A 24445-nucleotide genomic window follows, 5' to 3' on the forward strand; every position below is an offset into this window, starting at 1 on the left:
CAAGCATTTATAAGTCACTGTTTTCTAATATTAAATTATTTATAACAGGGATTTAAATTTTTGATAAAAGAAAGGCTATTATTTCAGCACTTCTTGAATAAAATGAAATTGTATACCTTTTTCATTTCAAATGAGGGCTTTACCATGGATTTAAAAGCAACATCTTCTTTAAGTTTTTCTGGCATGCTTGCCATCACATTGATGTCAGTAAGCACAAACGGCGCAGCCTCTGCAGAAGGCCACCCCGGTAAAGCGCTTCATGAAGCGGCGAACTGCATGAGTTGTCATACCTCAAAACCTTATGACCCGCAAAAGACCACTTCGTTTCCGAAACTGGTGCAAACGGTACAGTTCTGTAATGACAACCTAAATGCCGGTATGTTTGAAGATGAAATTGAACAATTGGCCGATTATTTAAACGAGACCTACTACCACCACGTCAAATAATCTATAAATAAGCGACTCAAACCATAAGCCATGACCAAGTCATGGCTTTTTTATTTACGCTCAAAAGTCGATAACAACTCTTGCAAGGCAGCAATCTTGTCATCCCCTGCCTGCTCAACACCTTCTTGATAAAATTGATTAGACGCATCCCTTACCAGCTTATCAATCGCTTCAATGGCAAAATAGTGCTTGGTACTCTGAGAGATGGCTTGCCAATCACGCTTTTTAGCGAACCAACGGCTTTTCAAAACCTTATCGTCTTTGAATAGCTCTGCAACGTGCATTAAGGCATTGGTCAAAGGCTCGATTGCCTCAAATGGCATCAAAGGTCGACCATAGTCGCCGTAATAACTGGCACGGTGTAATTTAGCGATTTCGAATGCAACGTTCATTTCCGCCAAACCGTTCGCCTTGGCTTGCGATTGAGCTTGCGTTAGACGTTCAACATTAAGCATTGGCGCATCGGATTTCCAACGCCCAAAAACGATATATAAATTGTTGCGTTCGATAAAGTGGGTTTTACCATAACCTAAATCCAAGGCATTTGCCTTAGGCACAACATAATCCAACTTCTCGGTTTCCAGCTTGGTGGTATCGGTCCATATCTGCCAAACACCGTCGCTAGAATTGCTTTCTTGCTTAACCATCGGCACACAAGACAAACCATAGTCGTGACCTTCGATATATTCAATGACCGAGATACGGTAATCGCCATTCGGCATAACCTTAACCACCTCACCGATAATAAAGGCATCATCCTTGATATTGGCGGCAGGATAGGCGACAAAAATATTCTGCCCTGGTTTAAAGGTTTCAGCGTGCACTGACACGCTGATGACAAACAGCATGGACACTACGACTAAAAAACGATTCATTGATCGATATAAAGAAAAAACTGGTTTCATAATCTCATACTTTATTAGTTAACAATTCATTTAGATTGTTCAGATTGCGGCGTTGCTCTCACTGCAAGCACATCACAATGTGCATGGTTAATTACCGCATTGGTGGTCGAACCGATCAAGCGACTCATAGCAGACAGGCCATGAGCACCGATCACTATCAGATCAAAATGTTCGCGTTTGGCGAACTGCACAATATCTTCCTCGGCCAAGCCGTTTATCAATTCTATATGCTTGATAGCAAATTCATTGGCCAAGGAAAACAGCTGCGCTTGCGCCTGATCCAACAAGGGCTTGGTCATTTCCTCATCCCAGACACCTGGCATCCCCATCACTGCAACATCTTCCAGAACCGGGTAGCTTGGCACCTCAACAATATGCAAAAGACACAGATGTGCTTGATATTGCTTGGCAAGCGCTAAACCCTTGGCAATAACACAGCGGTTCAAGTCGGTAAAATCGACTGCCACGACAATTTTTTTATAATGACAGTCGGCTGCCTGAAGTAGATTCTCATCTCCTGACATGGTGTCTTTTATATCCATAGCATCCTGACCATCGTTTTTTATTTGCGCCATCACTCTGCCCCTTCTAGAAATAAGACAAAAAATTGTGCCAAACACACACTTTAAAGCCTAACCAAGCTGGCGAAAATTAGCAATTTTTACTGCAGAGTTTTTCACATTTACTGTGGATAAGTTTGTGCGTAATGGGCGGTAAAAACCGAAAAAAACCAATAAAGTCTTATAGCTTAGTTAAACTGCTTAATTTATAGGCATTCACTTAAAACAGGCTTAAAATAGACTTAAGATTTCTGTTGCTTCTGCTTTCGCTGCTCAATGGTTTCGGCAACATTATTGCGCAAATAAAGCGGTTGAGGCACTTTATCATCCAGCAATGCGGCACGATCCTGAGACCCCCTTGCCAGTTGCGCCATATACAACGCATTAGGCAAAAGCTTGTGGTAATCAGCACGAGCTGAGAACTGCTCAACCAGCTCAGGATAAGCCTGATCAATATCACCAAACATCACATCACTAGCCGCTATCGCTTCAGCGACACTGTTTTCATCCATCAGTCTGACCTCTTCAGTCACCTGAACACCATTTTCGCGACCATATAGTCCCTGTAACAAATAGATTTCATTCATGCGTGCATCGAGCACAGCCGACCAGGTCTGGCTATCTTTGTCAGTCGAATCTAGAACATTATTTTGAAAATAGTCCTGCGCCATGGTTTCCAAAGACGACATGGCGATGACCGGTTTCTGCCAACCCAACGCCAAGCCTTGTACAACCCCTGCGGCAATCCTTAAACCGGTAAAGGCACCTGGGCCTTCGCCAAACGCCAAATAATCTATCTGCGTTGAATCAATGCCCGCCTCGTCGATCACATCATTGACCATAAACAAAACCTGCTGGGCATGACGTTGCGGCAACAGCTCGTGACGGCAATAACTCCGCTCACCAATCAATAAGGCCACTGAACATGCCACGGTTGAGGTTTCAATGGCGAGGATAGTCGGCAAATCATTGCTGTTCATTTATCGGTTCTCTTTTTTATCTGATTAATCTGCTTTAAGCAGAAACGTTTTATTCGTCTGTTTCAGTAAGCTTATTAATGGCATATTGCGCATCATATACCCACGGAAAGTCCGGCAAGCTATTGCGTATCACATTACCGTAATTTTTTGAGCTCAAACGCGGGTCACAAAGCATCAATACGCCACGATCTTCAACATCACGTATCAGACGACCAGCCCCCTGTTTCATGGCTATAACCGCTTCGGGCAGTTGAAAATGGACAAAACCATTCAAGCCTTTTTCTTTCAGATAAGCTTCCCGTGCTTGAACAATCGGATCATCCGGTGGCGCAAAAGGAATACGGTCGATAATCACCAACTTCAATGCATCACCTTTTACATCCACGCCTTCCCAAAAACTGCTGGTGCCCAATAAAATTGCCTGCTCGGCGCTTTTGAACTTTTGCAGCAACGTCAATTTCGGCTGCTCGCCTTGAACCAGCAGATCACCCGACCAATGGTCGGCAAGAATGGCACGTGCTTCCTGCATCGCCTTATGACTGGTGAAAAGCAGAAATGCGCAGCCTTTACTGGCTTTAAGCAAAGGCCACGCGGCTCGTAAACAAATTTTTATGTAATTGGGGTCGCGCGGTTCCGGCAAACCAACCGGGTGGTATACCAATGCTTGTTTTTGATAATCAAACGGACTTGGCCAATGACAGTTTTTCGATTCCTGCAATCCCAAACGTTTGGCAAAATAATCAAAACTACCGTTTACACTCAATGTGGCCGAGGTAAACAACCAGGCCCCACCTATTTGCTCGCGCTGCCGGCTAAATGGCCCGGCCACACTCAATGGCGTCAAATTAAATTTAAACCGGGCTTGAGCAGATTCGACCCAACGAATTTTATTTTCATTCTGGCTGTTTAACCAATCACTAAGCTGTGTGGCGAATTCTTTGGCGCGCTTTTGCACAGCAGCAAGCTGCTTACCGCGTTCCTCAACACTTTTGAGTTGCTCAACAACTTGCTCCAGCAAGGATAAAAAGCGTTTGACAATGACTTGAAACGCTTTTTCATCATTGAGCTTCTCCCATGTCCAACGCTTCTCCCATTTACCGAGAGAGTCGTTCAATGACTTGATATTGTCATCAAGTTGCTCGGCCAAATCTTTGATTTTACGGGTTTCCGGTGCTTCCAACTGTTGAGCTTGCTTGATGTCTCGCACCAGCTCTTCCAGTTGCGACCGGGAAATGGCAAAGCCGAGAAACTGCGCGGCAATATCCGGTAGCTGATGAGCTTCATCGAAAATATAGATATCGGCTTCCGGTAAGATTTCACCAAATCCGTTTTCACGCAAAGCCAAATCGGCACAGAACAAGTGATGATTGACCACCAGAACTTGGGCCTCTTGCGCCTGATTTTTTATTTTTGGGTAAAAGCAATCCGACTCAACGTGACATTCTGCCGCTTGGCAAAACTCCATACGCGCACAAACCTTACGCCAAATCATATCGTTTTCCGGAACACTATCGAGTTCAGCCCGGTCGCCGCTGCGTGTTTTCTGCTCCAGCCACTCGCGAATCAGCGCCAGCTTTTTCCAATCTTCTCGACTATGCTGCTCAACGGTTTCGGTGATTTCCATGCGTTGCGGACAGACATAATTATCGCGTCCCTTCAATAATCGAGCTTTACCGGGAATATCGCAGGCTTTAAACAGTATCGGCAGGTCTTTATGAACCAGCTGCTCTTGCAAGGTTTTGGTCGCCGTAGAGACAATCACCTTCTTGCCTGATAACAGGGCCGGCACCAAATAGGCAAATGTTTTCCCTGTTCCGGTTCCGGCTTCGGCCATTAAGGTAGATTTTTCATCAATCAACGCTTTAATTTCATGCGCCATATCGAGCTGAGATTGACGGGAAGCATAGCCGTTAACCAGCTTAGCCAGATAACCGTCATTTTTCATGACATCTTCAATACTGCGCTGATCCTGAGTTTTTGATAATTTTGCTTTGTTTTCAGACATAAAAAATAAATCGGACTGTTATATTTCTTTATAAAACACAACGCCTTAACAACAGCCCTTAATAGTCGCTTTTAAGTCATTGTCGATTGCAACCAATCCCGTCACCCAGACAAGCTTTTGGATTCATTATCCTGCGATAACTTCAAAATAGTAGGAATTATACGCTAAGCGTCGAATCACCGAGTATTTTCTCTTGTTTACAGCGGTATAGATCGAATCTTTATTTGACAAATAGATTCATTTAACAAGCCGCTTTGACAATGAAATGAACGCCTTACCACGATAATTTGCCAATACTTTTGGCAAAGCCGCATTTTATTAATAAGTTTTTGTCACTAGGGCTAGACAAAAAGCGGCTTTGGCACTATAATTCGCGACTTCAAATTTGAACTTAAGTCGAATTGGTTTTTAATATTCGGCACTTTTTAATGGATATATCTAATGAAAATTTTATCTTCTCTAAAATCAGCAAAGACACGTCACAAGGACTGTCAGGTTGTTAAGCGCCGTGGTAAGGTTTACGTAATTTGTAAAACCAACCCTAAATTTAAGGCTCGTCAGCGTTAATATTTAGCGGTAAACAACAAAAAAGGCGCACTGATCATGCGCCTTTTTTTATACCTGAAATAACCTTTAAACCTTTGCAAATTATTTCAGGAAAGCCTTAAGAAGACTTAGTGGTTAAAAAACTCTTTTTCAACCTTCTTGATGGTGTCAACGATCAGTTGCGTATCCACCTTACCGATAAAATAGTTAGCCCCCATTTCTATCACTTCACGACTGTTGTTATCGCTTGTCATAGAGGTGTGAACAATAATCGGCAACTGACGCGTACGTGGCTCTTCTCTTAATTTTCGAATCACCGTATGTCCCGATGCGACCGGCATTTCCAGGTCGGTAAAGATCATCGAAATCTCATTCAGATCTTCCAACTCCTCAATATAATCCAACAGCAACTGGCCGTTTTCAAATGCTTTGCACTTAAGACCAAGCTGCTCAAAGACCGAGCTCATATACTTTTGGATGGATTTACTGTCTTCAGCGAACAATACGGTTCTATTGTAGATTTCGTCGATAAAATCATGCCCCTGATTACCGACTTGTTTAGCCGAAGCAAAAATCTTCTCCGCCATGGTCGGCATCGCTTCAATCAACAGTTTTTCGATGTCGAGAATAAAACAGAGGGTTTCACTGTTATCCAAATAGGTGTGGTTAACGATTTGATTGGTATTGACATCGACATTGTAGTTACCGGCAGGATGAATATCTGACCAGTTCTTCTCTTCCACCCCGTGGATATAAGAAACCCGCAAACCGACAAAGTTATGGCTGAAATCGGAAACGATAATAATCGATTTCTCGCGCTCTTCTTCGGTCATATCAAAACCCATCCACTTCGGCAGATCGATGACCGGCAGATAAACACCACGCAACTCAATCATCCCTTCAATCAAAGGATTGGCATCAGGCATATCAGAAATCTCATAAGCACGCGCTTCCAGTACTTCACGTACTTTAAAAACATTCATGCCGTAATAAGGCGGCTCATAATCTTCACGGGCAAACTGCACTTGGAAAATCATCAAGCTCAATTGATTGTTTTTACTTAACTGCGCGGTTTTTTCAACCTGCTCTAATGTTGCTGACATAGGGATCACCTTAAAGGGTTGCTAACTGATAAATGGATCAAATTTCAAAACAATCGCCGCATCAAGCGACTAAATTCTATTTTTATGTAAATTCATTCTAAAACAAATTATCCAATTCACAAACAGTTAAACCAAAACGCACAAGCGGCTGCATTGACAATTATTGATCATTCAATAACAGCTTGACCGGCTTAAAGGAAGTGCGATAACCCGGAATCAAGCCCAATTCTTGGATTTTCGCCAAATGTTGGGCGGTTGGATAACCTTTATGCTGATCAAAACCGTAGTCTGGATACTGCTGATGCAGATCCTTCATCTGCTGATCTCGATATACCTTGGCTAAAATGGAGGCCGCACTGATTTCAGCCACCTTATCATCGCCCTTGACCACCGATTGGCAGGGTTTCACGGCATCCGGACAGCGGTTACCGTCAACATAGATATGAGTTATCTCACAGCCTTGTTGTTGAAGCGCTTGCACCGCTCTTTGCATGGCAAGCATGCTCGCCTTAAGGATATTAAGAGCATCGATCTCCTCGGGGGTGGCAATCGAAACCGCATAAGCTACCGCCTGCTGTTTGATCAATTGTGCCAATTCATCTCGTTTTGTTTCAGAAAGTTTTTTCGAATCGCGTAAAGGCAAGACACAATTTTTAGGCAAAATCACTGCACTGGCGACCACATCTCCAATCAAAGGACCCCGCCCAACCTCATCGACACCGACCGTAGTCCCGGTAAGGCTATAAAATTCCGGAGCTGCGATATCATCGAACAAACTCTGCTGACTCATGATGACGTCCACTCTTGAATGGCATCGGCAGCAAGCTCGGAGGCATTTTGTTTGAGTTGCTGGTACTGCTCGGTAAAAGCGGTAATTTGCCGCTCGCGCAATTTAGTATCCGAAACCAGCTTAGCTAAATTGAGCGCAATCTTCTGAGCGGTGGCGTTCTCTTGTACCAACTCTTTGACCAACTCCTGTCCTGCGAGGATATTGGGTAAACCAATCCATTGTGTGGTGGCCAAGCGCTTCATAATCCAATATGAGATTGGATGCACCGCTATTGCCAGGACCAGAGGTTTTTTCATTAAAGCGCATTCCAACGTAGCCGTACCCGAGGTCACAATCGCTTGATCACAGGCCTCCAAAGCCAGCCTTGACTGACCGTCCAACAAAATCACTTTCAAGCCTTTAGCATACTCGGCAATCGCTTGCTCAACTCGCTCTTTAGCCTTTTGATGAACACAGGGAATAACAAACTGCATTTGCGGATAAATCGTCGATAATTGCTGGGCTGCCTGAATATAGACGTCCGCCATACGATTAATCTCGCTCATACGAGAGCCGGGTAGAATCGCCGTGAGCTGCGTATCGGCAGCTATGCCTAGCTGTTGCTTAGCCTGGTCAGTATTAGGTTTTTCTGGAAATTGATTGGCAATCGTATGACCGACAAATTTAACCGGAATCTGATAACGATGATAATACTCAGGCTCGAACGGAAACAATACCAATACACCGTCTACCGATTCTCGAACCTTATTCAAGCGCTTCTCGCGCCACGCCCAAACCGATGGGCCGACATAATGGATCGCTTTGATACCCTGATGCTTGAGGCTGCGTTCAACTTTAAAATTAAAATCCGGCGCATCGATACCAATAAAGACATCTGGCTTGAGTGCAAGCAGACGTGCAATTAATTGTCTACGAATCTTCAGCAGCTCAGGCAGATGCTTGAGCACTTCAAAAAACCCCATCACCGAAAGTGATTCCATTGGATACCAGGTTTGAAAACCTTGCGCGATCATTTTAGGACCGCCTATGCCGACAAACTCGGCATCGGGATAACGTTTTTTTAGACTAATGATTAAGTCCGCGCCCAAGGTGTCGCCAGAGGCTTCTCCGGCAACCATAGCAAAGACTTTTTTTGAGGTTGGATTATCTGACAATGCCACGTTCTGAGTTTTTCAAGAAGTGTAATAAAGAATCCAAGGTACCTTGCTCGTCATTCAGCAGATCGATCTCATGGATCGCCTGATCTAAGCGGTTGCCGGTGCGGTACAAGGCACGGTAAGACTTCTTAATGGAGTTTATCTGATTTTTATCATAACCACGGCGCTTCAAGCCTTCCAAGTTGATACCTCTCGGCCCCGCCAGATTACCCGATACGACAACGAAATTCGGCACATCTTGATTGATGACACTGCCCATGCCACAAAAACTATGTTCACCGATACGGCAGAACTGATGCACAAGCGTATAGCCACCCAAAATGGCCCAATCCTCAACAATCACATGACCGGCCAAAGCCGCGGCATTGGCAAAAATACAGTTATTACCGACAATGCAATCATGTGCGATATGTGCACCGGCCATTACCCAATTATTATTGCCTATCACGGTTTTACCGATATCCTGCACAGTACCGCGGTTAATGGTGACGTTTTCACGGAAAGTATTATTATCACCAATAAACACCTTGGTCGGCTCACAGGCATACTTTTTATCTTGCGGCGCGGCAATCGAAACAAACGGGAAGAAATGGTTGTTTTTACCGATGACGACATCACCATCAATAAAGACATGGGCATCTAACTGACAGCCGGAATCAATTTTTACCGCACCCTGAATGACACAAAACGGACCAATTTGCACATCATCCGCAATCTGCGCTAAGGGATCTATAATGGCACTGGAGTGAATCAAAACTTAAACCTTTCTTTCCGCACACATCAAGTCGGCTGAGGCGATGACTTTACCATCCACTTTAGTGGTACATTCAAACTTCCAAATACCGCGTTTATTGCCCAATGCCTTGACCTCAAAATCAAGACGATCACCAGGAATAGCTGGCTGACGAAAGCGAGCGTTATCGACAGCGGCAAGATAATACATTGTTGAGCCATCCGGCTTAACGCCCTGAGAACGAAACGCCAGAATACCAGTACATTGAGCCATGGCTTCAATAATCATTACACCCGGCATAATAGGATTATTAGGGAAGTGCCCGGTAAATTGCGGTTCATTAAAAGTGACATTTTTAAATGCCTTTAAACTCTCACCGGCAACAAAATCGGTAACACGATCTACCAACAAAAACGGATAACGGTGCGGTAGATAATCAAATATTTCTTTTACTTCCATGTTCTATTCCAATAACCCTGATTTTTTATTTCATTATTAATCTGACAGGCTCTCAAGCTGTTTTTGCAGCACTTTGATCTGTTTACTTATTTTATCGATTTGACGCAAACGCACCGTATTTTTTTGCCACTCTTTAGCATCCATCGCCGGGAAGCCAGCATAGGCACCTGCTGACTTAATGTCATTGGTCACACCGGATTTGGCTAAAAAATGGCAATTATCGGCAATATGAATGTGTCCGGCAAACCCAACCTGACCGGCAACAGTACAATTTTTTCCCAGTGACGAGCTGCCGGCAAACCCTGTCAACGCGGCAATCGCCGAACCGCTGCCAATAACGACATTATGCGCTATATGCACCATGTTATCGATAATACAGTTATCCTCGATAACGGTGTCATCAATCGCTCCTCGATCTACCGTTGTGTTATTACCGATGGACACATTACTGCCAATCACAACACGACCAATCTGTGGAATTTTTACCCATTCCCCCTGATTATTTGCCCAACCGAAGCCGTCGCCACCAATCACACAGCCAGCCTCAAGAATCACCGAATCGCCTAACTGACAGTCATTATTAATGGTGACATTGGCTCTCAGAATACAATTATTGCCAATAGAGACATTGTCTTCGAGCACACAATTTGGACCGATAAAACAGCCCTCTCCGATGGTGACATTTTCGCCGATTACGGCATTAGCCGAAATCTCACAGGTTTCGGCCAGCTTGGCGCTATGGGCGATAACCGCAGATTGGTGTATACCGGCTTTGGCTTTTTTCAAGGGATTGAGAATTTGAGCGACCAAGGCATACACATAATAAGGGTTAGCGACCACAATCTGGGTACCAACAAACTCATCATTAGCTTGATTGACTATAACCGCCGAAGCTTTCGAGTCTTTTAAAAAGGTTTGGTATTTTTTATCGCTAAGAAAGGTGATTTGACCCGATACCGCTTTATCAAGCGGGGCAACCTGCTCAACCTCTACCTCAGATGAGCCGACCAGCTCATAAGAAATGGCGTTTTGAGCAAGCTGTTCTAGGATAGAGGCTAGTTGCACAAACACTCTCCGGAAATCTATTTATTGAATTCAGAGCGTTGCTGCTTATTCATCTTAACCAAATGATCCAAGACATCTTTGGTTACATCGATACGATCGTTGGTGTAAGCAATCCCTTCATATAAAATCAGATCGAAATCCTGTTTTTTACCGATGGTTTTAATCGCTTCATTGACAATATTCTGTAACTTTGCCAACTCCTCGTTGCGACGCAGGTTTAGCAATTCCTGAACATCATTGCGGCGACGCTGGATTTCTCGGGTCAGCATTGAGATTTCGCGTTCTTTGGTGATTTTCTGCGCGTCACTCATTACAGTCTTGTTTTTCTGATAGTCCGCCTGCTGTTTTTCAAGCTTAGCAGCTAAACTTTTCAACTCAGCTTGCTGGGGAGAAAACTCCTTTTCCAACGATGAGGTTGCTGACTTTGCCTGTGGCGCCTGTTCTAATAATAAGGCAACATTAACCACCCCAAGCTTAGCGCCTTGTGCCGCAGAGGCAAAGGTAACAAAACTTAAGAATAATGCAGCAAAGCTGAATTTAAAAAATCTCAACATCTAATCCATCCGTATTTAATTTTATGGCTATTTTTTTATTTTAGCAGACCGATTTTACCTTAAAAAAAGCCCGATTGGCTAGCTTTCGCCCGACAAATCTACTGTTTTGAACAATTCCTTTTATCGGACAAAAACCACTAGCCTAAAATTAGAATCCCGCACCTAAAGTAAACTGGAAGTTTTGCAACTGGTCATCTTCCTTGGTGGCAACCGCCCTAGCCAAACTGAATGTCAAAGGACCCACCGGTGTAATCCAAGAAACCCCTAATCCAACCGCTGCACGTAATTCAGCCAAGTCAACCGCATCGAAATCGGTATAAACATTACCAAAATCAAAGAACATGGTAATACGCGCATTGCTTGAATCTTCAATCAAAGGTACTGGTGAAACGATACCGACCGTACCGTTAAACTTAACGGCACCACCGGCAGGACTTGAACTGCCGTCTGTCGCATAATCAAACTGCGGCCCTAATGAGTTCGGTTCAAAGCCGCGCACCGAGCCGATACCACCGGCATAAAAGCGCTCGAAGAACGGTAATTCGGTCAACTCACCGTAACCATCACCGAACGCCAATCCTGTTTTCAACTGTAAGGTAAAGTTTTCACTGATCGGTGTAAACCAGCTTTCACTGGCATAAACCTTATAAAAAGGCGCATCCGTGGTTGCAGGAATCGCCGCCTCTAAAGACAGGCTGGTCTTATGACCTTCTGTCGGGAAGTAAAACGCATTGGTCGAGTTGTGATTCCAACCCATTGTAAACAAGACTGCGCTATTACTCTTGCCGTTTTGGGCGACATAATCATTACAATAGGTAAATGTATTTGCGCAGACCAAATCCTGATTATCGAATTTCAAACCATAGTTCAGAGAATCGGTTTCACTGATCGGATAACCCAATGAGGTGCGTACACCAAGGTTATTGGTGGTGTAGTCGGCCACATCCAATTCTGTCGCATCGATTTCACTGTAATAGAAACCGACCCCTAGACTCACACCATCTTCGGTAAAGTAAGGATTGGTTACGCCGATATCGGCGGTTTTTCTTGCCGCACTACTGGCAACTTTAAAATCAAGCTGGTGACCGCTACCGATAAAGTTACGTTCCGATACACCGACGTTGAAACTGGCTCCATCAACCTGAGAATAACCGATACCGGCGGTAAATGAACCGGTCGGCTGCTCTTCGACCTTAACGATCAAGTCAACTTGATCTTCCGAGACACGCTCGGTCTGAACATCCGATGTCAGGAAGAACCCTAAACGTTGAATTCGCTCTTTAGACTGACGAACCGATTTCAAAGAATATGGCGCGCTTTCCATTTGACGCATTTCACGACGAATAACATGATCACGCGTTCGTGTATTGCCTTCTATTTCGATACGACGAATATAAACACGCTTTTTCGGCTCGACTTTAAAATTCAGGCTAATGGTATTGTTTTCACGGTCAATCAAAGTTTCAGGAGCGACTTCCGCAAAAGCATAGCCCTCTTCACTTAAACGATCACGTATTTTATTCACGGCATCAATAATTTTGCTACGAGAGAAGATATCACCTGCTTTGACATCGACCAATTGCTCGACTTCATCACGACCGATGATTAATTCACCAATATAATCAACCTGATCAATTTTAAACTGAGCACCCTCGGTCATATTGATAGTGGTGAACACCTTGGTCTGGTCGGCGGAAATACTCACTTGAGATGAGCGTACTTTAAAATCGGCATAACCGTTATCCATATAGAAGGATTTAATGGTTTCAATATCGGCTTCCATTTTCGGTTTGGAATATTTATCGTCGCCACCTTCTTCCATCTGCATCTTGGCTTTAAGGCGATCATCGCTGTAAATATTGTTACCTACCAGGTTGATACGACCAATGGTTGCTGGCTCACCTTCATTAATCACTACCTTGATAGCGACACGGTCACGATCCATTTCCGAGGTTTGAATATCGATACTGGCCGCATAGTACCCCTGGTTCTGATAACGTCGTTTCAGATCGACAATAACCTGATCCAGTTGCGCATTGTTATAGACTCGACCTTTTTTCAACCCGATGGTATCCAAGGCGGTTGTTAAGGCTTCGGTTTCTATAAGCTCATTGCCCTCAAAAGTGATCTCGGCAATAGACGGCCGCTCGACAACCTTAACAATCAAGGTGCCATTAGCACCTTCAAAAAGCGCGACGTCCTGGAAAAAACCGGTTTTATACAAACGCTGAATACTATCTTGAATCGCTTGCGCATCAAGATCGGAGCCTTTATTGACATTAAGATAACTGGTGACGGTTTCTTGACCGATTTTTTTAGCACCCTCAACCTTTATCTGATTGACGGTAAAAGCATTTGCGATGGCTGGGGTAAATAAAATTGAAGTGATAGCTGCTGATAAGACTTTATTCTTAAATGTTTGCTGCGACATATTAACCATGAGATATTCTTATAAAATCGTTAAACAAAGCAAGCAATGTGAGTCCAGCAATTAATGCCATCCCAATCATTTGCCCCACAATCATAAAACGTTCACTCACCGGTGAACCTTTTATTATTTCGATGAAGTAATACACTAGGTGCCCTCCATCCAGCATTGGAATCGGCAATAAATTCAAGATCCCAATACTTAAACTCAATAACCCAAGAAGACTTAAAAAAGAGATCAACCCGGACTGTAGAGCTTGTCCTGAAAACTGCGCGATACTGATCGGACCCGATAAGTTATCGGTACTTACCTCACCGATCAACATGCGTTGAATCATGACCAGACTCATTTGCACCAGTTCTACAGAACGCTGATAACCTTTATCCAAGGCATCAAGAAAACCGAAACGTATCACTGTCGAATATTCTTGCAACACCAAGGGGTCAACATAAACCCCTAGGCCAATGACACCAATCCGTTTACCGTCAGGCAGGCTTTTACTGCCAACTATAAGTTTTTTTTCCAGCTCTACCCCGTCACGCAAAACCGAAAGCGTTATCAGTGAATTTGCGGACGACTGCACTACTTTAACAAAATCCTGCCAAGAAGAAACAGGCTTTTCATCAATTGCGAGGATTTTATCGCCGCTTTGAACCCCGGCTTTTGCTGCCGGGCCATCGGATACAACCTGATCTACAACGGCAGGCATATCAGGACGTGCCGGTTTGAAGCCCAATATCGATAGCCAATTTTGCTTAGGTTGATTGATATCCAGCTTTGCTAGAGGTAATTGAAGCGTGATCAACGAATCCGGCAGGTCATTTTGCAAAGTAACCGTAACCGTTTTTTGATTCAAAGCCAAAGCTTGTAATAGCTGCTGCTGAACTTGCTGCCAAGATTGCGTGTCTTGCTGGTTAACGGTCACCAACTGCCAAGGTTGGTTGGCTTGCGCCAATAAGTTGAAACGCTCGATTGAGTAACCTGCATCTGCCACAGAAAGCGCTAAGGGCGTCTGTTCATCCACAGACGCAATTAAAGGTTTAAAGCCACTAACGCCGATCATAAACATGGCGGCAAACACCCACCAAGCAAGCAATAAATTAATGAGAGGACCCGCGGCAACTATGGCAATACGTTTATAGACATTTTGACGATTGAAAGCGCGTGCCAAATCTTCTGCGGCGACAGGCGCTTCTCTTTCATCGGCAAATTTGACGTAACCGCCAAGAGGAATTTGCGCTATAACAAACTCGGTTTCACCTCGCTGCCATGAATAGATAGGTTTACCGAAACCGACCGAAAAGCGTAACACCTTAACATTGAACCAACGTCCAACCTGATAATGCCCCCACTCATGGATGGTAACAATAATCGCCATTACCACCACAAATCCCAATACAGACCAAAATATATCCAATTGAACCTCTTTTAGGACTTAATCAGCAAAATAGACTAGCTGCCGCAGCTATTACAAAAAAGCGAGCCAGGCGAGATAAAATAACGGCACCGCCACCAATAGGCTGTCAATACGATCCAACACACCGCCATGTCCGGGCAAAATTTTGCCACTGTCTTTTAAACCGACCTGACGCTTCAACACACTCTCAAACAGGTCACCGAAAACAGAGTACACCGCAATTAAAGTTAACAACAAGGCAAAAATCAGCAGAGACACAAATCCGTTTGAGACAAACATCAATGCGACCAATAAAGCACCGCCAAAACTCACCAGAGCACCACCATAGACGCCCTGCCAGGTCTTACCAGGACTCACATGGACAGCCAACTTATCCTTACCGAATTTTCGGCCACTGAAATAAGCGCCGCTATCCATCAACCAAATAAGAGCCAACGTTGATAACAATGCCAAACCACCGAATTCAGCGCGGAATTTAGTCATCGTCACAACAAACGGTACTATCAATAATACGCCGACAAACAACAACAAGAGCATCGACTGAATACCCGCTGCACCGTGACTACGTTGGTAACGAGTCACCACTGCGACCACAAAAACAAGCTGTAAGGCCAATGCAAAAAGCAGTATGTCGTCCGCTAATTGCAGGGTCGCAAAATTCGCGATTAAGGTCACAATCATGGCATAGGTAGCACGTAAAGCCTGAGCATCGATGCGAGCAAATCCAGCCCATTCCCAAGCGGCAATAAAACCGACTGCTAATAATAAGCCATGCCACACCGACTGACTGGTAAAAAATAGACCCCAAACCGACAACGCCACCAAAACGATGGCGGTCAATACTCTCTGCTTTAACACTTAGATACCTGCTCGCTGGTCTTACCAAAACGGCGTTCGCGCTTGGCAAATGAGGCGATCGCCTCATCCAGCTGTTTTTCTGAAAAATCCGGCCATAATACGTCGCTGAAATAGAGCTCTGCATAAGCACTCTGCCAGATTAAAAAATTACTGATTCGTTGCTCACCACCGGTACGGATAAGCAAATCGGGAGATGCGATGTCGCTTAAAGCAACATACTGATTGAGCTCCTCTTCACTTAAAGACTCAACACTCTTATTCGGATTGGCTTTCTGCCAGGCCTGTACCGCACGGACAATATCGGCACGACCACCATAATTAGCGGCAATGGTTAATACCAGACCGGTATTATTCTCGGTCAGTTTTTCAGCTTTCGCTATATGTTCTTGAATCGACTCATTAAAAGCGGTTTTGTCACCAATAACACGCAACTGGACATTATTGTCATGCAGCTTGCCTACCTCTTTTTGCAAGGCATTTAAAAACAACTCCATTAGTTTATTGACCTCTTCCGGAGGACGTTTCCAGTTTTCCGTGCTAAAGGCGAATAGCGTCAAAGCTTCAATACCACGTTTGGCGCACCCCATCACAACCTTTCGAACCGCACTAGCCCCTTTTTGATGACCGACAAAACGCGGCATAAAACGGTTTTTCGCCCAACGACCATTGCCATCCATAATAATGGCGATGTGCTTAGGCTGAGATAAAACAGATTGCTGAGATGAACTGGTCAAAACCACTCCGAGGATATACCAATAAAAAAGGCCTTAGAGCAAATTACTCTGAAGGCCCATTATGCATTTAACGATGCTAACAAACCGACTAAATCCGGTTAATTATGCCGCAAATGCGCACAAATATCGACCCAAAATTCGCCTTATCAAGGCTGAGTCGCCAATCAGGCTTAAACTTCCATCAAAGCCTTTTCTTTGGTAGCAAGCATATCATCTACCTGCCCAGTCGCTTCATCTGTGATCTTTTGAATCTGATCTTCCGCACGACGCGCTTCATCTTCAGTGATCTCTTTATCTTTCAGTAGATCCTTAACATCGCCATTAGCATCACGACGCACATTACGAATGGCCACACGCGCCGTTTCCGCTTCGGCACGAGCAACCTTGGTCAAATCGCGGCGACGCTCTTCAGTTAACGGTGGCATAGGAATGCGCATCAAATTACCGACTGTCACCGGGTTAATACCCAAATCCGACATCATAATCGCCTTTTCAACCTTGGCAACCATTGGCTGCTCCCATGGTTGAACCGTCAAAGTACGTGCATCTTCAACGTTGATATTGGCCACCTGACTGATCGGCACTTCAGAACCGTAATACTCAACATAAACCGCATCTAAGATACTTGGGTGAGCTCGGCCGGTACGAATCTTGGCAAAGTTAGACTCTAAATTTTCCACCGATTTCTGCATACGGCTTTTTGCATCTGCTTGAATTTCGTTCAACATTTTTATTCTCCCTCACCCACCAAGGTGCCTTCATCTTCACCTTTAACAATACGGATAACCGCATTATCTTTAAACATATCAAATACACGAATTGGCATCTTATGATCACGACACAAGACAAAAGCCGTCATATCCATAACCTGCAAATTCTTTTGAATTACTTCATCATAAGAAAGCGACTGGTAACGCGTTGCACTGGAATCCTTTACCGGATCCGCGGTATAGATGCCGTCAACCTTAGTCGCCTTCAGAACGATATCTGCACCGATCTCGATACCGCGCAATGCCGCAGCAGTATCCGTAGTGAAAAACGGGCTACCGGTTCCCGCAGCAAATACCAAAACTTCGCCACTGGCCAGCTGTTTTTTCACCACATTGGCATTGAATCCGGTAGACACACCTTCAATCGACATGGCTGATAATACCTGAGACTTCATTCCGTGCGATTCAATCACATCGCGCAATGCCAAGGCATTGATAACGGTTGCCATCATCCCCATATGATCGCCGGTCGTGCGCTGAATACCGGAGTTTTGGATTTGTGCGCCACGGAAAATATTACCACCGCCAACGACGATACCGACTTCAACTCCTAAGTCACGCAATGCCTTAACCTGTGAAACCACACTATTTAACGTGTCTGCATCAAGGCCAAAATCGTTCGGCCCCATCAGAGCCTCACCACTAAACTTTAACAATATACGCTTATACTTAAGAGCCATTCCTATTCCTTAGGTTTTCTTTAACGGGTTTTAGGCCGTATTATAGGCCTTAAAAAAAGTGTTTTGCTAGTTGATTAGCATTTTTCACAAGTTCAACTGGCAAAAAACTCTTATTGAAGAATTTTACATACAAAAAAGCCACGGCTCCCCGCTTTACAACGGAGACACCATGGCTTTCAATCAAACAACAAATTAACCTGTTACAGCTTTAGCCGCTAGCGCAACTTCGTCTGCGAAGTTAGTCTGTTCGATTTCGATACCTTCGCCTACTTCTAGACGAACAAACGATGCAACCGATGCACTGTTTGACTTAAGCAGTTTTTCAACAGTCTGATCAGGATCCTTAACGAAAGACTGACCTAGTAGCGTAATTTCACCAACAAACTTACGCATACGACCCTCAATCATCTTCTCGATGATTTCCATTGGCTTACCAGAAGACTGAGCCTGTTCGATTTGGAACGCACGCTCTTTCTCAACAACCGCAGGATCCAAGTCGTCAGCAGAAACCGCTGTAGGCTTAACCGCTGCAACATGCATAGCAACGTCACGGGCAAGTGCTTCGTCACCACCTGTCATATCGACAACAACACCGATTTTCTCACCGTGCTGGTACTGACCGATTTGACCACTTGTTTCAACAAGCTCAAGACGACGCAACGCCATATTCTCACCGATTTTAGCAATCAATTCACGACGCGTTTCATCAACTGTTTTGCCCGAAGCCATGGTAGCGCCCATGATAGCGTCGATATCTGTAGTGTTGTTTGCCAAAGCGATCGCGGCGATTTCATCTGCAAAGCTCTTGAACTCATCACCTTTGGCAACGAAGTCAGTTTCACAGTTTACTTCAGCGATAACCGCTTTTTTCTTGTCATCAGACACAGCGATAGCGATAACACCTTCTGCCGCAACACGACCAGCTTTCTTATCCGCACCAGCCATACCTTTTTTGCGTAGAAATTCAATCGCCGCATCCATATCACCGTCAGTTTCAGCCAACGCTTTTTTACAATCCATCATACCTGCGCTGGTAATCTCACGCAGTTCTTTAACCATTGCTGCTGTAATAGCCATGTTAATACCCTCTATAGATTCTGTTAGGTTGAAAAAAAAACCGGCCTGTATTCAGGCCGATGTTTTTTAATTACTCAGCGGCTTTGTCTTCCGCTTCAACGAAGTCATCACCTTCTACCGCAGTAGTGATAGTCGCCTTACCTTCGTTAATCGCATCAGCAGCAGCTGATAGGTATAGAGAGATCGCACGGATCGCATCATCGTTACCAGGGATAACATAATCAACATCACGTGGATCGTTGTTTGTATCAACAACACCGATAACTGGAATACCTAGATTCTTCGCTTCTTTGATAGCGATAGACTCGTTACCTGTATCGATTACAAAGATCGCATCCGGCATAGCGCGCATATCTTTGATACCACCAAGAGAAAGTTCTAGCTTATCTTTCTGGCGTGTGTGAGTTAGCGCTTCACGCTTGGTGATCTTTTCAAAAGTACCATCCTGCTCCATCGCTTCAAGCTCTTTAAGACGCTTGATAGACTGCTTGATAGTTTTGAAGTTTGTCAACATACCACCCAACCAACGGTGGTTGATGTAAGGCATACCACAACGCTGCGCTTCTTGAGCAACTAGTTCACGAGCGGCCTTCTTAGTACCAACGAATAGCACCTTACCTTTGTTTGCAGCGATTGAACCCATAAAGTTCAATGCATCGTTAAAAAGAGGCTGAGTCTTTTCTAGGTTAACGATATGAATGTTGTTGCGAGCTCCGAAGATGTACTGAGACATCTTAGGGTTCCAATAACGAGTCTGGTGACCGAAGTGAACACCAGCTTCCAGCATTTGACGCATGGTTACTTTTGCCATGATTTTCTCCAATATTTGGGTTAAGCCTCCGTTCACCCATAATACGAACCTGACAACTCGATAAACTCTCGTTTACAGTGTTTTCAGGCACCCCGTTTTATGTGTCGGTAAACGTGCGGATTTTCTGTTAAAATTCCTCTCATTCGAAAGGCGCGGCATTTATACCACACTTCGGCAAAAGACACAAATTATTCTGTATCTTTTTATGGCCTAACTACGGCTTAACGAAACGTAAATTGCTCAGACAAAGCGCTTTCGTTTTTGCACAAAACGGCATTAACCTGAGCAAAACAGTACAATACCCATTATATAAGTTTTTATTTTAGCGTTATTTAGCATTTAATAAGCCGACAATGGATGTTAGTATGCGGTTAAATTAACGCCCTGAATGCCAAAACACTCAGCCAATTAATATAAAAAACGGATGCAAAAAAGATTTTATGGAAATCAAAATCAAAACTGCCGAAGAAATTGAAAAAATGCGCATTGCAGGCAAGCTTGCCGCAGATGTACTTGAGATGATTGAACCATATGTCAAACCCGGCATCAGCACCGGTGAACTCAACCAGATCATGCATAAATACATCACCGAAGAACAGCAGGCTATTCCAGCCACCCTTAACTACCATGGTTTCCCGGCTTCTAGCTGCATTTCCATTAACCAAGTAGTTTGCCACGGTATCCCGGATGACAATAAAACCTTAAAAAAAGGTGATATTGTCAATATCGATGTAACCGTGATCAAAGACGGTTATCACGGTGACACCAGCCGCATGTTTGAGCTTGAACCGGTTAAACCTTTTGCCAGCCGTTTATGCAATGTTGCTCGTGAATGTCTATGGTTAGGTATTGAACAGGTCAAGCCCAATGCGACACTTTACGATGTCGCAGCGGTGATCCAGCAACATGCCGAAAACAACAACTTTTCCGTTGTACGCGAATACTGTGGTCACGGTATTGGCGCGGAATTCCACGAACCGCCACAAGTATTGCATTACGCTGCCGAAGAATTAAAAGAGATTATTTTAAAACCGGGCATGGTTTTTACCATTGAACCGATGATCAACCAAGGCAAGGCTCCGGTAAAACTGCTTGGCGACAATTGGACGGTGGTCACTAAAGACCGCAAACTGTCTGCACAGTGGGAGCACACCCTAATGGTCACCGAAACCGGTTATGAAATCTTCACCCTAAGAACCGGTGAACAGCCTTTTCTGCCTAAACAATAAGCTACCATAATTTAAACGCACAGATACAGGGCTAGGCAAAAGCATGTCAGAAGCGATCAACATCCCCAGCTTTATTGTCACACTCGATAATAAAGAATCCACTCACGCCGAAAAACTGAGCGCCGGTCGCAATGTGCTAAAGACCTTTACCGACTATCAGTTTCAACGCTACGAGCAAGGGGCTGCGGTTGCCGAACTGCTAAAAGAGCGCTCGACATTTATTGACCAGATCTTAAAGAAGATGTGGCAGTTAATGATTAACAATGAAAACAGCGCCCTGCTTGCCGTTGGTGGTTATGGCCGCGGCGAACTGCACCCCTACTCGGATATTGACCTGCTGATTATCTGCGACAACTGCGAAGAATCTTGTGACGAATTCTCCCAATTCATCACTTTTTTATGGGACCTAGGCTTTGATGTCGGTCATGCCATCCGCAGCTTTGATGAATGCTATGAAACCGGTTTGGAAGACGTCACCATCGCCACCAACCTGCTTGAGGCTCGCTGGATTACCGGCAACTACGAACAGTTTGAGCGCCTTCAGCAACTGTGGAACAAAAGTTCAAACTATTGGCCTAGCCGCGCATTTTTTGAAGCCAAGTTTGACGAGCAGACACGCCGCCACAAGCGCTTTAACGACACCATCTATCAATTAGAGCCAAACATCAAAGAAAGTCCTGGTGGGCTGCGTGACATTCAAAACATCTTCTGGGTAGCAAAACGTCATTTCAACGCCCACTCTATCAATGAGCTGGTACAACGCAACTTCCTCAGTCCGGAGGAGTTTGTCGAGATCGAAGCGGCGAGCAAATACCTCAACCGTATACGATTCGCCCTGCAACACCAGAAAAAACGTCGTGAAGACCGTTTGCAGTTCGATTTACAGCAAAATATCGCGGAAAGCTTCGGCTATGAGGACAATAGCGAAAAGATGGCGGTCGAACAATTTATGAGCGGCTATTATCGCAATGTGCAGACCGTGGTGAAAATGAATGAAATCCTCATGCAGCATTTTCGTGAAATACTGTTTGACGATGAAAGCGGTTTTGAAAAACCGATTAACAGCCACTTTAAAAACGTCAACAACTATCTGGATATCTCGCACCCTCGCGTTTTCGAGAAAAACCCGACCGCCCTGCTGGAAGCCTTTATTATTTTAGAAAGCCTGCCTGAACTGCAGGGCCTGCGCTCCAATGCCATTCGCTCGATTCGCGACCATCTGCATTTGATCAACGACAGCTTCCGCAATGACCCGATCAACAAGGCGTTGTTTTTGGAGATTTTCCGCCAGCCTAGCGGGGTTAATGCCGCAGTCAAACGCATGCATGGCTATGGCGTGCTTGGCGCTTATCTGCCGGTATTTAAGAAAATCACCGGATTGATGCAGTTTAATATCTTCCACGCCTATACCGTTGATGACCATACCATTTTGGTAATACGCAACCTGAGACGTTTTTTTGTCGACGAATTTGCCTATGAATTCCCTACAGCGCACCAGGTTGCCAAAAAACTCTGCAAACCCGAAGTGCTGTTTTTGGCAGGCCTGTTCCACGATATTGCCAAAGGACGCAATGGCGACCATGAAATACTTGGTGCCGTCGATGCATTAGAATTTGCAGAACACCACAATCTATCGAAAAAAGATGCCGATATGATTAGCTGGCTGGTACGTCGCCACTTGGATTTTTCCGGTATCGCACAGAAAAAAGATTTAAGCGACCCAAAAGTCATTCAATACTTTGCCAAACTGGTCGGCGACCAACAGCATCTCGACTATCTGTACCTGCTAACAGTCGCCGATGTTTGTGCAACATCGCCCGATGTTTGGAATGATTGGAAAAACTCGCTATTTCTTGAGCTTTACAATGAAACCACCAAGGTACTGGCACTTAACATCAACTCACCGAAAGACCGAGAAAACAAAGCGCTGCAGACCCAAGAGAAGGCTCGTGAAATACTCGCCAAGCGCGACATCAGCACGGCGCAATTTAATGCGTTATGGTCAAGTTTTAGCGACACCGACTTCTTCAGCCGTCAAACGCCGCCTGAAGTGGCTCGTATGACTAAGCTGCTTTATCAGCTACCACACGACGATAACCATGTCTTTTTACGCGAACAGACCAATCGCGGTGCCTCCGAGTTGATTATCTACATGCCGGATAGAGACTTCCTGTTTGCGCACATCGCCTATGTGCTCGATCGTTTGAATACCGATGTTGTCGAAGCACGTGTTTTCGGAAGTAACGATAAAATGACACTGGTGGTGCTCTACTTCCTTGACCGCGATACCCAGAACTACATTGAAGCACAGCGCCATGAAGAAATTCTACAAAGTGTTAAATACCAGATAGAACAAGATGAAATCGGCGATCTGGAACAGCGCCAGCAAATTGCCAGTCGTCGTATCCGCCACTTTGAAACGCCGACAGAGATTGAATTTGACCAGATCAATGATGGCATTACCGAGCTAAGCATTAGCACCAAAGACATCTCCGGTTTATTGGCCCGTATCGGGTGCGCATTAAAATCGGAAAATATCCGCTTGCACGATGCCAAAATCCACACTGTGGGTGAAAAGGCCGAAGACGTTTTTCTGATTAGCGACACGGACAACCACGCCATAAAAAGCAAGGAGCGCCAGCAGCGCTTAACCGAAAAGCTGTTGGAAATGATCAATAAATAATATTGCAACTTATTGTTTTAAAAACATTTCAATAGATAGCACCGACTCAGACGCTATATTCTAATAACTCTAAGGCGTTATTATCCAAATCTCTGGTAAAAAGCGCCCGCCTACCCGATTTGCTCAAAGTATAGCTATGCTGCATCGCATCAAGCTTGTCTTGAAAAGAGCTCAAGTCATCCACCCTGATGGCAAAATGATAATCACGCCCTCCATGCTCCGGCCTTTTCGTGCCTTCGTTAGGATCGGCTATTTGCATAATATGCAGACTCTGCCCGGCAAAAAAATCAACCCAATAACCGGGAAAACCCAAGTTCGGTCGCGACATCAACTCAACCCCCAACAACGCTTGATAGAATTTGAGTGAAGCCTCGGCGTCCTTAACAATAATACTGATATGATCCAACCCTAAAAGCTTTGCCATAAAACCCTCTAGATAAAACATTTATTGGTT

24 protein-coding genes are annotated in these 24445 nt (G+C 44.6%); 4 read left to right on the forward strand and 20 right to left on the reverse strand.

Annotation, left to right across the window (positions count from 1 at the left end; translation table 11 throughout):
* Positions 1-144 precede the first annotated feature (144 nt).
* Positions 145-447, forward strand: coding sequence for a hypothetical protein (locus FE785_RS05810; RefSeq protein WP_138564853.1), 303 nt, complete (start codon positions 145-147; stop codon positions 445-447).
* A gap of 50 nt (positions 448-497) precedes the next feature.
* On the opposite strand, the gene FE785_RS05815 is transcribed toward FE785_RS05810, so the two are convergent.
* The 4 genes from FE785_RS05815 to FE785_RS05830 all read right to left on the reverse strand — a co-directional run bounded on the left by FE785_RS05815 (position 498) and on the right by FE785_RS05830 (position 4897).
* The gene (locus tag FE785_RS05815) at positions 498-1352 is read right to left on the reverse strand and encodes a hypothetical protein (RefSeq protein WP_138564854.1); all 855 of its coding nucleotides are present in this window, start codon (positions 1350-1352) and stop codon (positions 498-500) included.
* Between the two features lie 26 nt (positions 1353-1378).
* Positions 1379-1927 (reverse strand): universal stress protein, encoded by a 549-nt coding sequence (locus FE785_RS05820; protein ID WP_138564855.1) that lies wholly within the window; start codon positions 1925-1927, stop codon positions 1379-1381.
* Positions 1928-2154: 227 nt separating this feature from the next.
* The gene (gene tsaB / locus FE785_RS05825; protein WP_138564856.1) at positions 2155-2892 is read right to left on the reverse strand and encodes a tRNA (adenosine(37)-N6)-threonylcarbamoyltransferase complex dimerization subunit type 1 TsaB; all 738 of its coding nucleotides are present in this window, start codon (positions 2890-2892) and stop codon (positions 2155-2157) included.
* A 49-nt stretch (positions 2893-2941) separates the two neighbouring features.
* Positions 2942-4897, reverse strand: coding sequence for a DNA repair helicase YoaA (locus FE785_RS05830; protein WP_138564857.1), 1956 nt, complete (start codon positions 4895-4897; stop codon positions 2942-2944).
* 441 nt (positions 4898-5338) lie between these two features.
* On the opposite strand from FE785_RS05830, the gene ykgO reads away from it, so the two are divergent.
* Positions 5339-5464, forward strand: a complete 126-nt coding sequence (ykgO, locus tag FE785_RS05835; RefSeq protein WP_029407609.1) for a type B 50S ribosomal protein L36 — start codon at positions 5339-5341, stop codon at positions 5462-5464.
* A 107-nt stretch (positions 5465-5571) separates the two neighbouring features.
* Here the strand turns inward: ykgO and FE785_RS05840 are convergent, their stop codons facing one another.
* From FE785_RS05840 to rpsB, 15 genes are all read right to left on the reverse strand, one after another.
* Entirely contained in the window at positions 5572-6546 is a 975-nt protein-coding gene (locus FE785_RS05840) for a chemotaxis protein CheV (RefSeq protein ID WP_138564858.1), read from the reverse strand.
* 160 nt (positions 6547-6706) lie between these two features.
* On the reverse strand, positions 6707-7336 hold the full coding sequence (rnhB, locus tag FE785_RS05845; protein ID WP_138564859.1) for a ribonuclease HII: 630 nt from the start codon (positions 7334-7336) through the stop codon (positions 6707-6709).
* Positions 7333-8496, reverse strand: coding sequence for a lipid-A-disaccharide synthase (lpxB, locus tag FE785_RS05850; RefSeq protein ID WP_238696219.1), 1164 nt, complete (start codon positions 8494-8496; stop codon positions 7333-7335). Before lpxB ends, rnhB begins: the two co-directional genes overlap by 4 nt.
* The gene (gene lpxA, locus FE785_RS05855; RefSeq protein ID WP_138564860.1) at positions 8480-9247 is read right to left on the reverse strand and encodes an acyl-ACP--UDP-N-acetylglucosamine O-acyltransferase; all 768 of its coding nucleotides are present in this window, start codon (positions 9245-9247) and stop codon (positions 8480-8482) included. The genes lpxB and lpxA overlap by 17 nt, the downstream gene beginning before the upstream one ends.
* Before the next feature lie 3 nt (positions 9248-9250).
* On the reverse strand, positions 9251-9685 hold the full coding sequence (gene fabZ / locus FE785_RS05860) for a 3-hydroxyacyl-ACP dehydratase FabZ (RefSeq protein ID WP_138564861.1): 435 nt from the start codon (positions 9683-9685) through the stop codon (positions 9251-9253).
* A gap of 36 nt (positions 9686-9721) precedes the next feature.
* On the reverse strand, positions 9722-10750 hold the full coding sequence (gene lpxD / locus FE785_RS05865; RefSeq protein ID WP_138564862.1) for a UDP-3-O-(3-hydroxymyristoyl)glucosamine N-acyltransferase: 1029 nt from the start codon (positions 10748-10750) through the stop codon (positions 9722-9724).
* A gap of 17 nt (positions 10751-10767) precedes the next feature.
* On the reverse strand, positions 10768-11304 hold the full coding sequence (locus FE785_RS05870) for an OmpH/Skp family outer membrane protein (RefSeq protein ID WP_138564863.1): 537 nt from the start codon (positions 11302-11304) through the stop codon (positions 10768-10770).
* A 148-nt stretch (positions 11305-11452) separates the two neighbouring features.
* Positions 11453-13735 carry an outer membrane protein assembly factor BamA gene (gene bamA / locus FE785_RS05875; RefSeq protein ID WP_238696220.1) on the reverse strand — a complete coding sequence of 761 codons (2283 nt, stop codon included), beginning with the start codon at positions 13733-13735 and terminating at the stop codon, positions 11453-11455.
* Between the two features lies 1 nt (position 13736).
* On the reverse strand, positions 13737-15149 hold the full coding sequence (gene rseP / locus FE785_RS05880; RefSeq protein WP_138564865.1) for an RIP metalloprotease RseP: 1413 nt from the start codon (positions 15147-15149) through the stop codon (positions 13737-13739).
* 51 nt (positions 15150-15200) lie between these two features.
* A complete protein-coding gene (locus tag FE785_RS05885; RefSeq protein ID WP_138564866.1) occupies positions 15201-16007 on the reverse strand; it encodes a phosphatidate cytidylyltransferase in 807 nt (268 codons plus the stop codon).
* Positions 16001-16741: an isoprenyl transferase gene (locus FE785_RS05890; RefSeq protein ID WP_202978284.1), complete on the reverse strand. Its 741-nt coding sequence runs from the start codon at positions 16739-16741 to the stop codon at positions 16001-16003. The genes FE785_RS05885 and FE785_RS05890 overlap by 7 nt, the downstream gene beginning before the upstream one ends.
* Positions 16742-16911: 170 nt before the next feature.
* Positions 16912-17469 (reverse strand): ribosome recycling factor, encoded by a 558-nt coding sequence (gene frr, locus FE785_RS05895; protein WP_138564867.1) that lies wholly within the window; start codon positions 17467-17469, stop codon positions 16912-16914.
* 2 nt (positions 17470-17471) lie between these two features.
* Positions 17472-18191, reverse strand: a complete 720-nt coding sequence (gene pyrH / locus FE785_RS05900; RefSeq protein WP_138564868.1) for a UMP kinase — start codon at positions 18189-18191, stop codon at positions 17472-17474.
* 192 nt (positions 18192-18383) lie between these two features.
* Entirely contained in the window at positions 18384-19268 is an 885-nt protein-coding gene (gene tsf / locus FE785_RS05905) for a translation elongation factor Ts (RefSeq protein ID WP_138564869.1), read from the reverse strand.
* Positions 19269-19338: 70 nt separating this feature from the next.
* Positions 19339-20079 (reverse strand): 30S ribosomal protein S2, encoded by a 741-nt coding sequence (gene rpsB, locus FE785_RS05910; protein WP_138564870.1) that lies wholly within the window; start codon positions 20077-20079, stop codon positions 19339-19341.
* Between the two features lie 440 nt (positions 20080-20519).
* On the opposite strand from rpsB, the gene map reads away from it, so the two are divergent.
* Both map and glnD read left to right on the forward strand, forming a co-directional pair.
* On the forward strand, positions 20520-21308 hold the full coding sequence (gene map, locus FE785_RS05915; protein ID WP_138564871.1) for a type I methionyl aminopeptidase: 789 nt from the start codon (positions 20520-20522) through the stop codon (positions 21306-21308).
* A gap of 43 nt (positions 21309-21351) precedes the next feature.
* Positions 21352-23991 (forward strand): [protein-PII] uridylyltransferase, encoded by a 2640-nt coding sequence (glnD, locus tag FE785_RS05920; RefSeq protein ID WP_138564872.1) that lies wholly within the window; start codon positions 21352-21354, stop codon positions 23989-23991.
* Positions 23992-24037: 46 nt separating this feature from the next.
* On the opposite strand, the gene FE785_RS05925 is transcribed toward glnD, so the two are convergent.
* Positions 24038-24415, reverse strand: coding sequence for a VOC family protein (locus tag FE785_RS05925; RefSeq protein WP_138564873.1), 378 nt, complete (start codon positions 24413-24415; stop codon positions 24038-24040).
* Positions 24416-24445 lie beyond the last annotated feature (30 nt).

Source organism: Thiomicrorhabdus sediminis (assembly GCF_005885815.1).
Classification (GTDB): Bacteria; Pseudomonadota; Gammaproteobacteria; order Thiomicrospirales; family Thiomicrospiraceae; genus Thiomicrorhabdus; species Thiomicrorhabdus sediminis.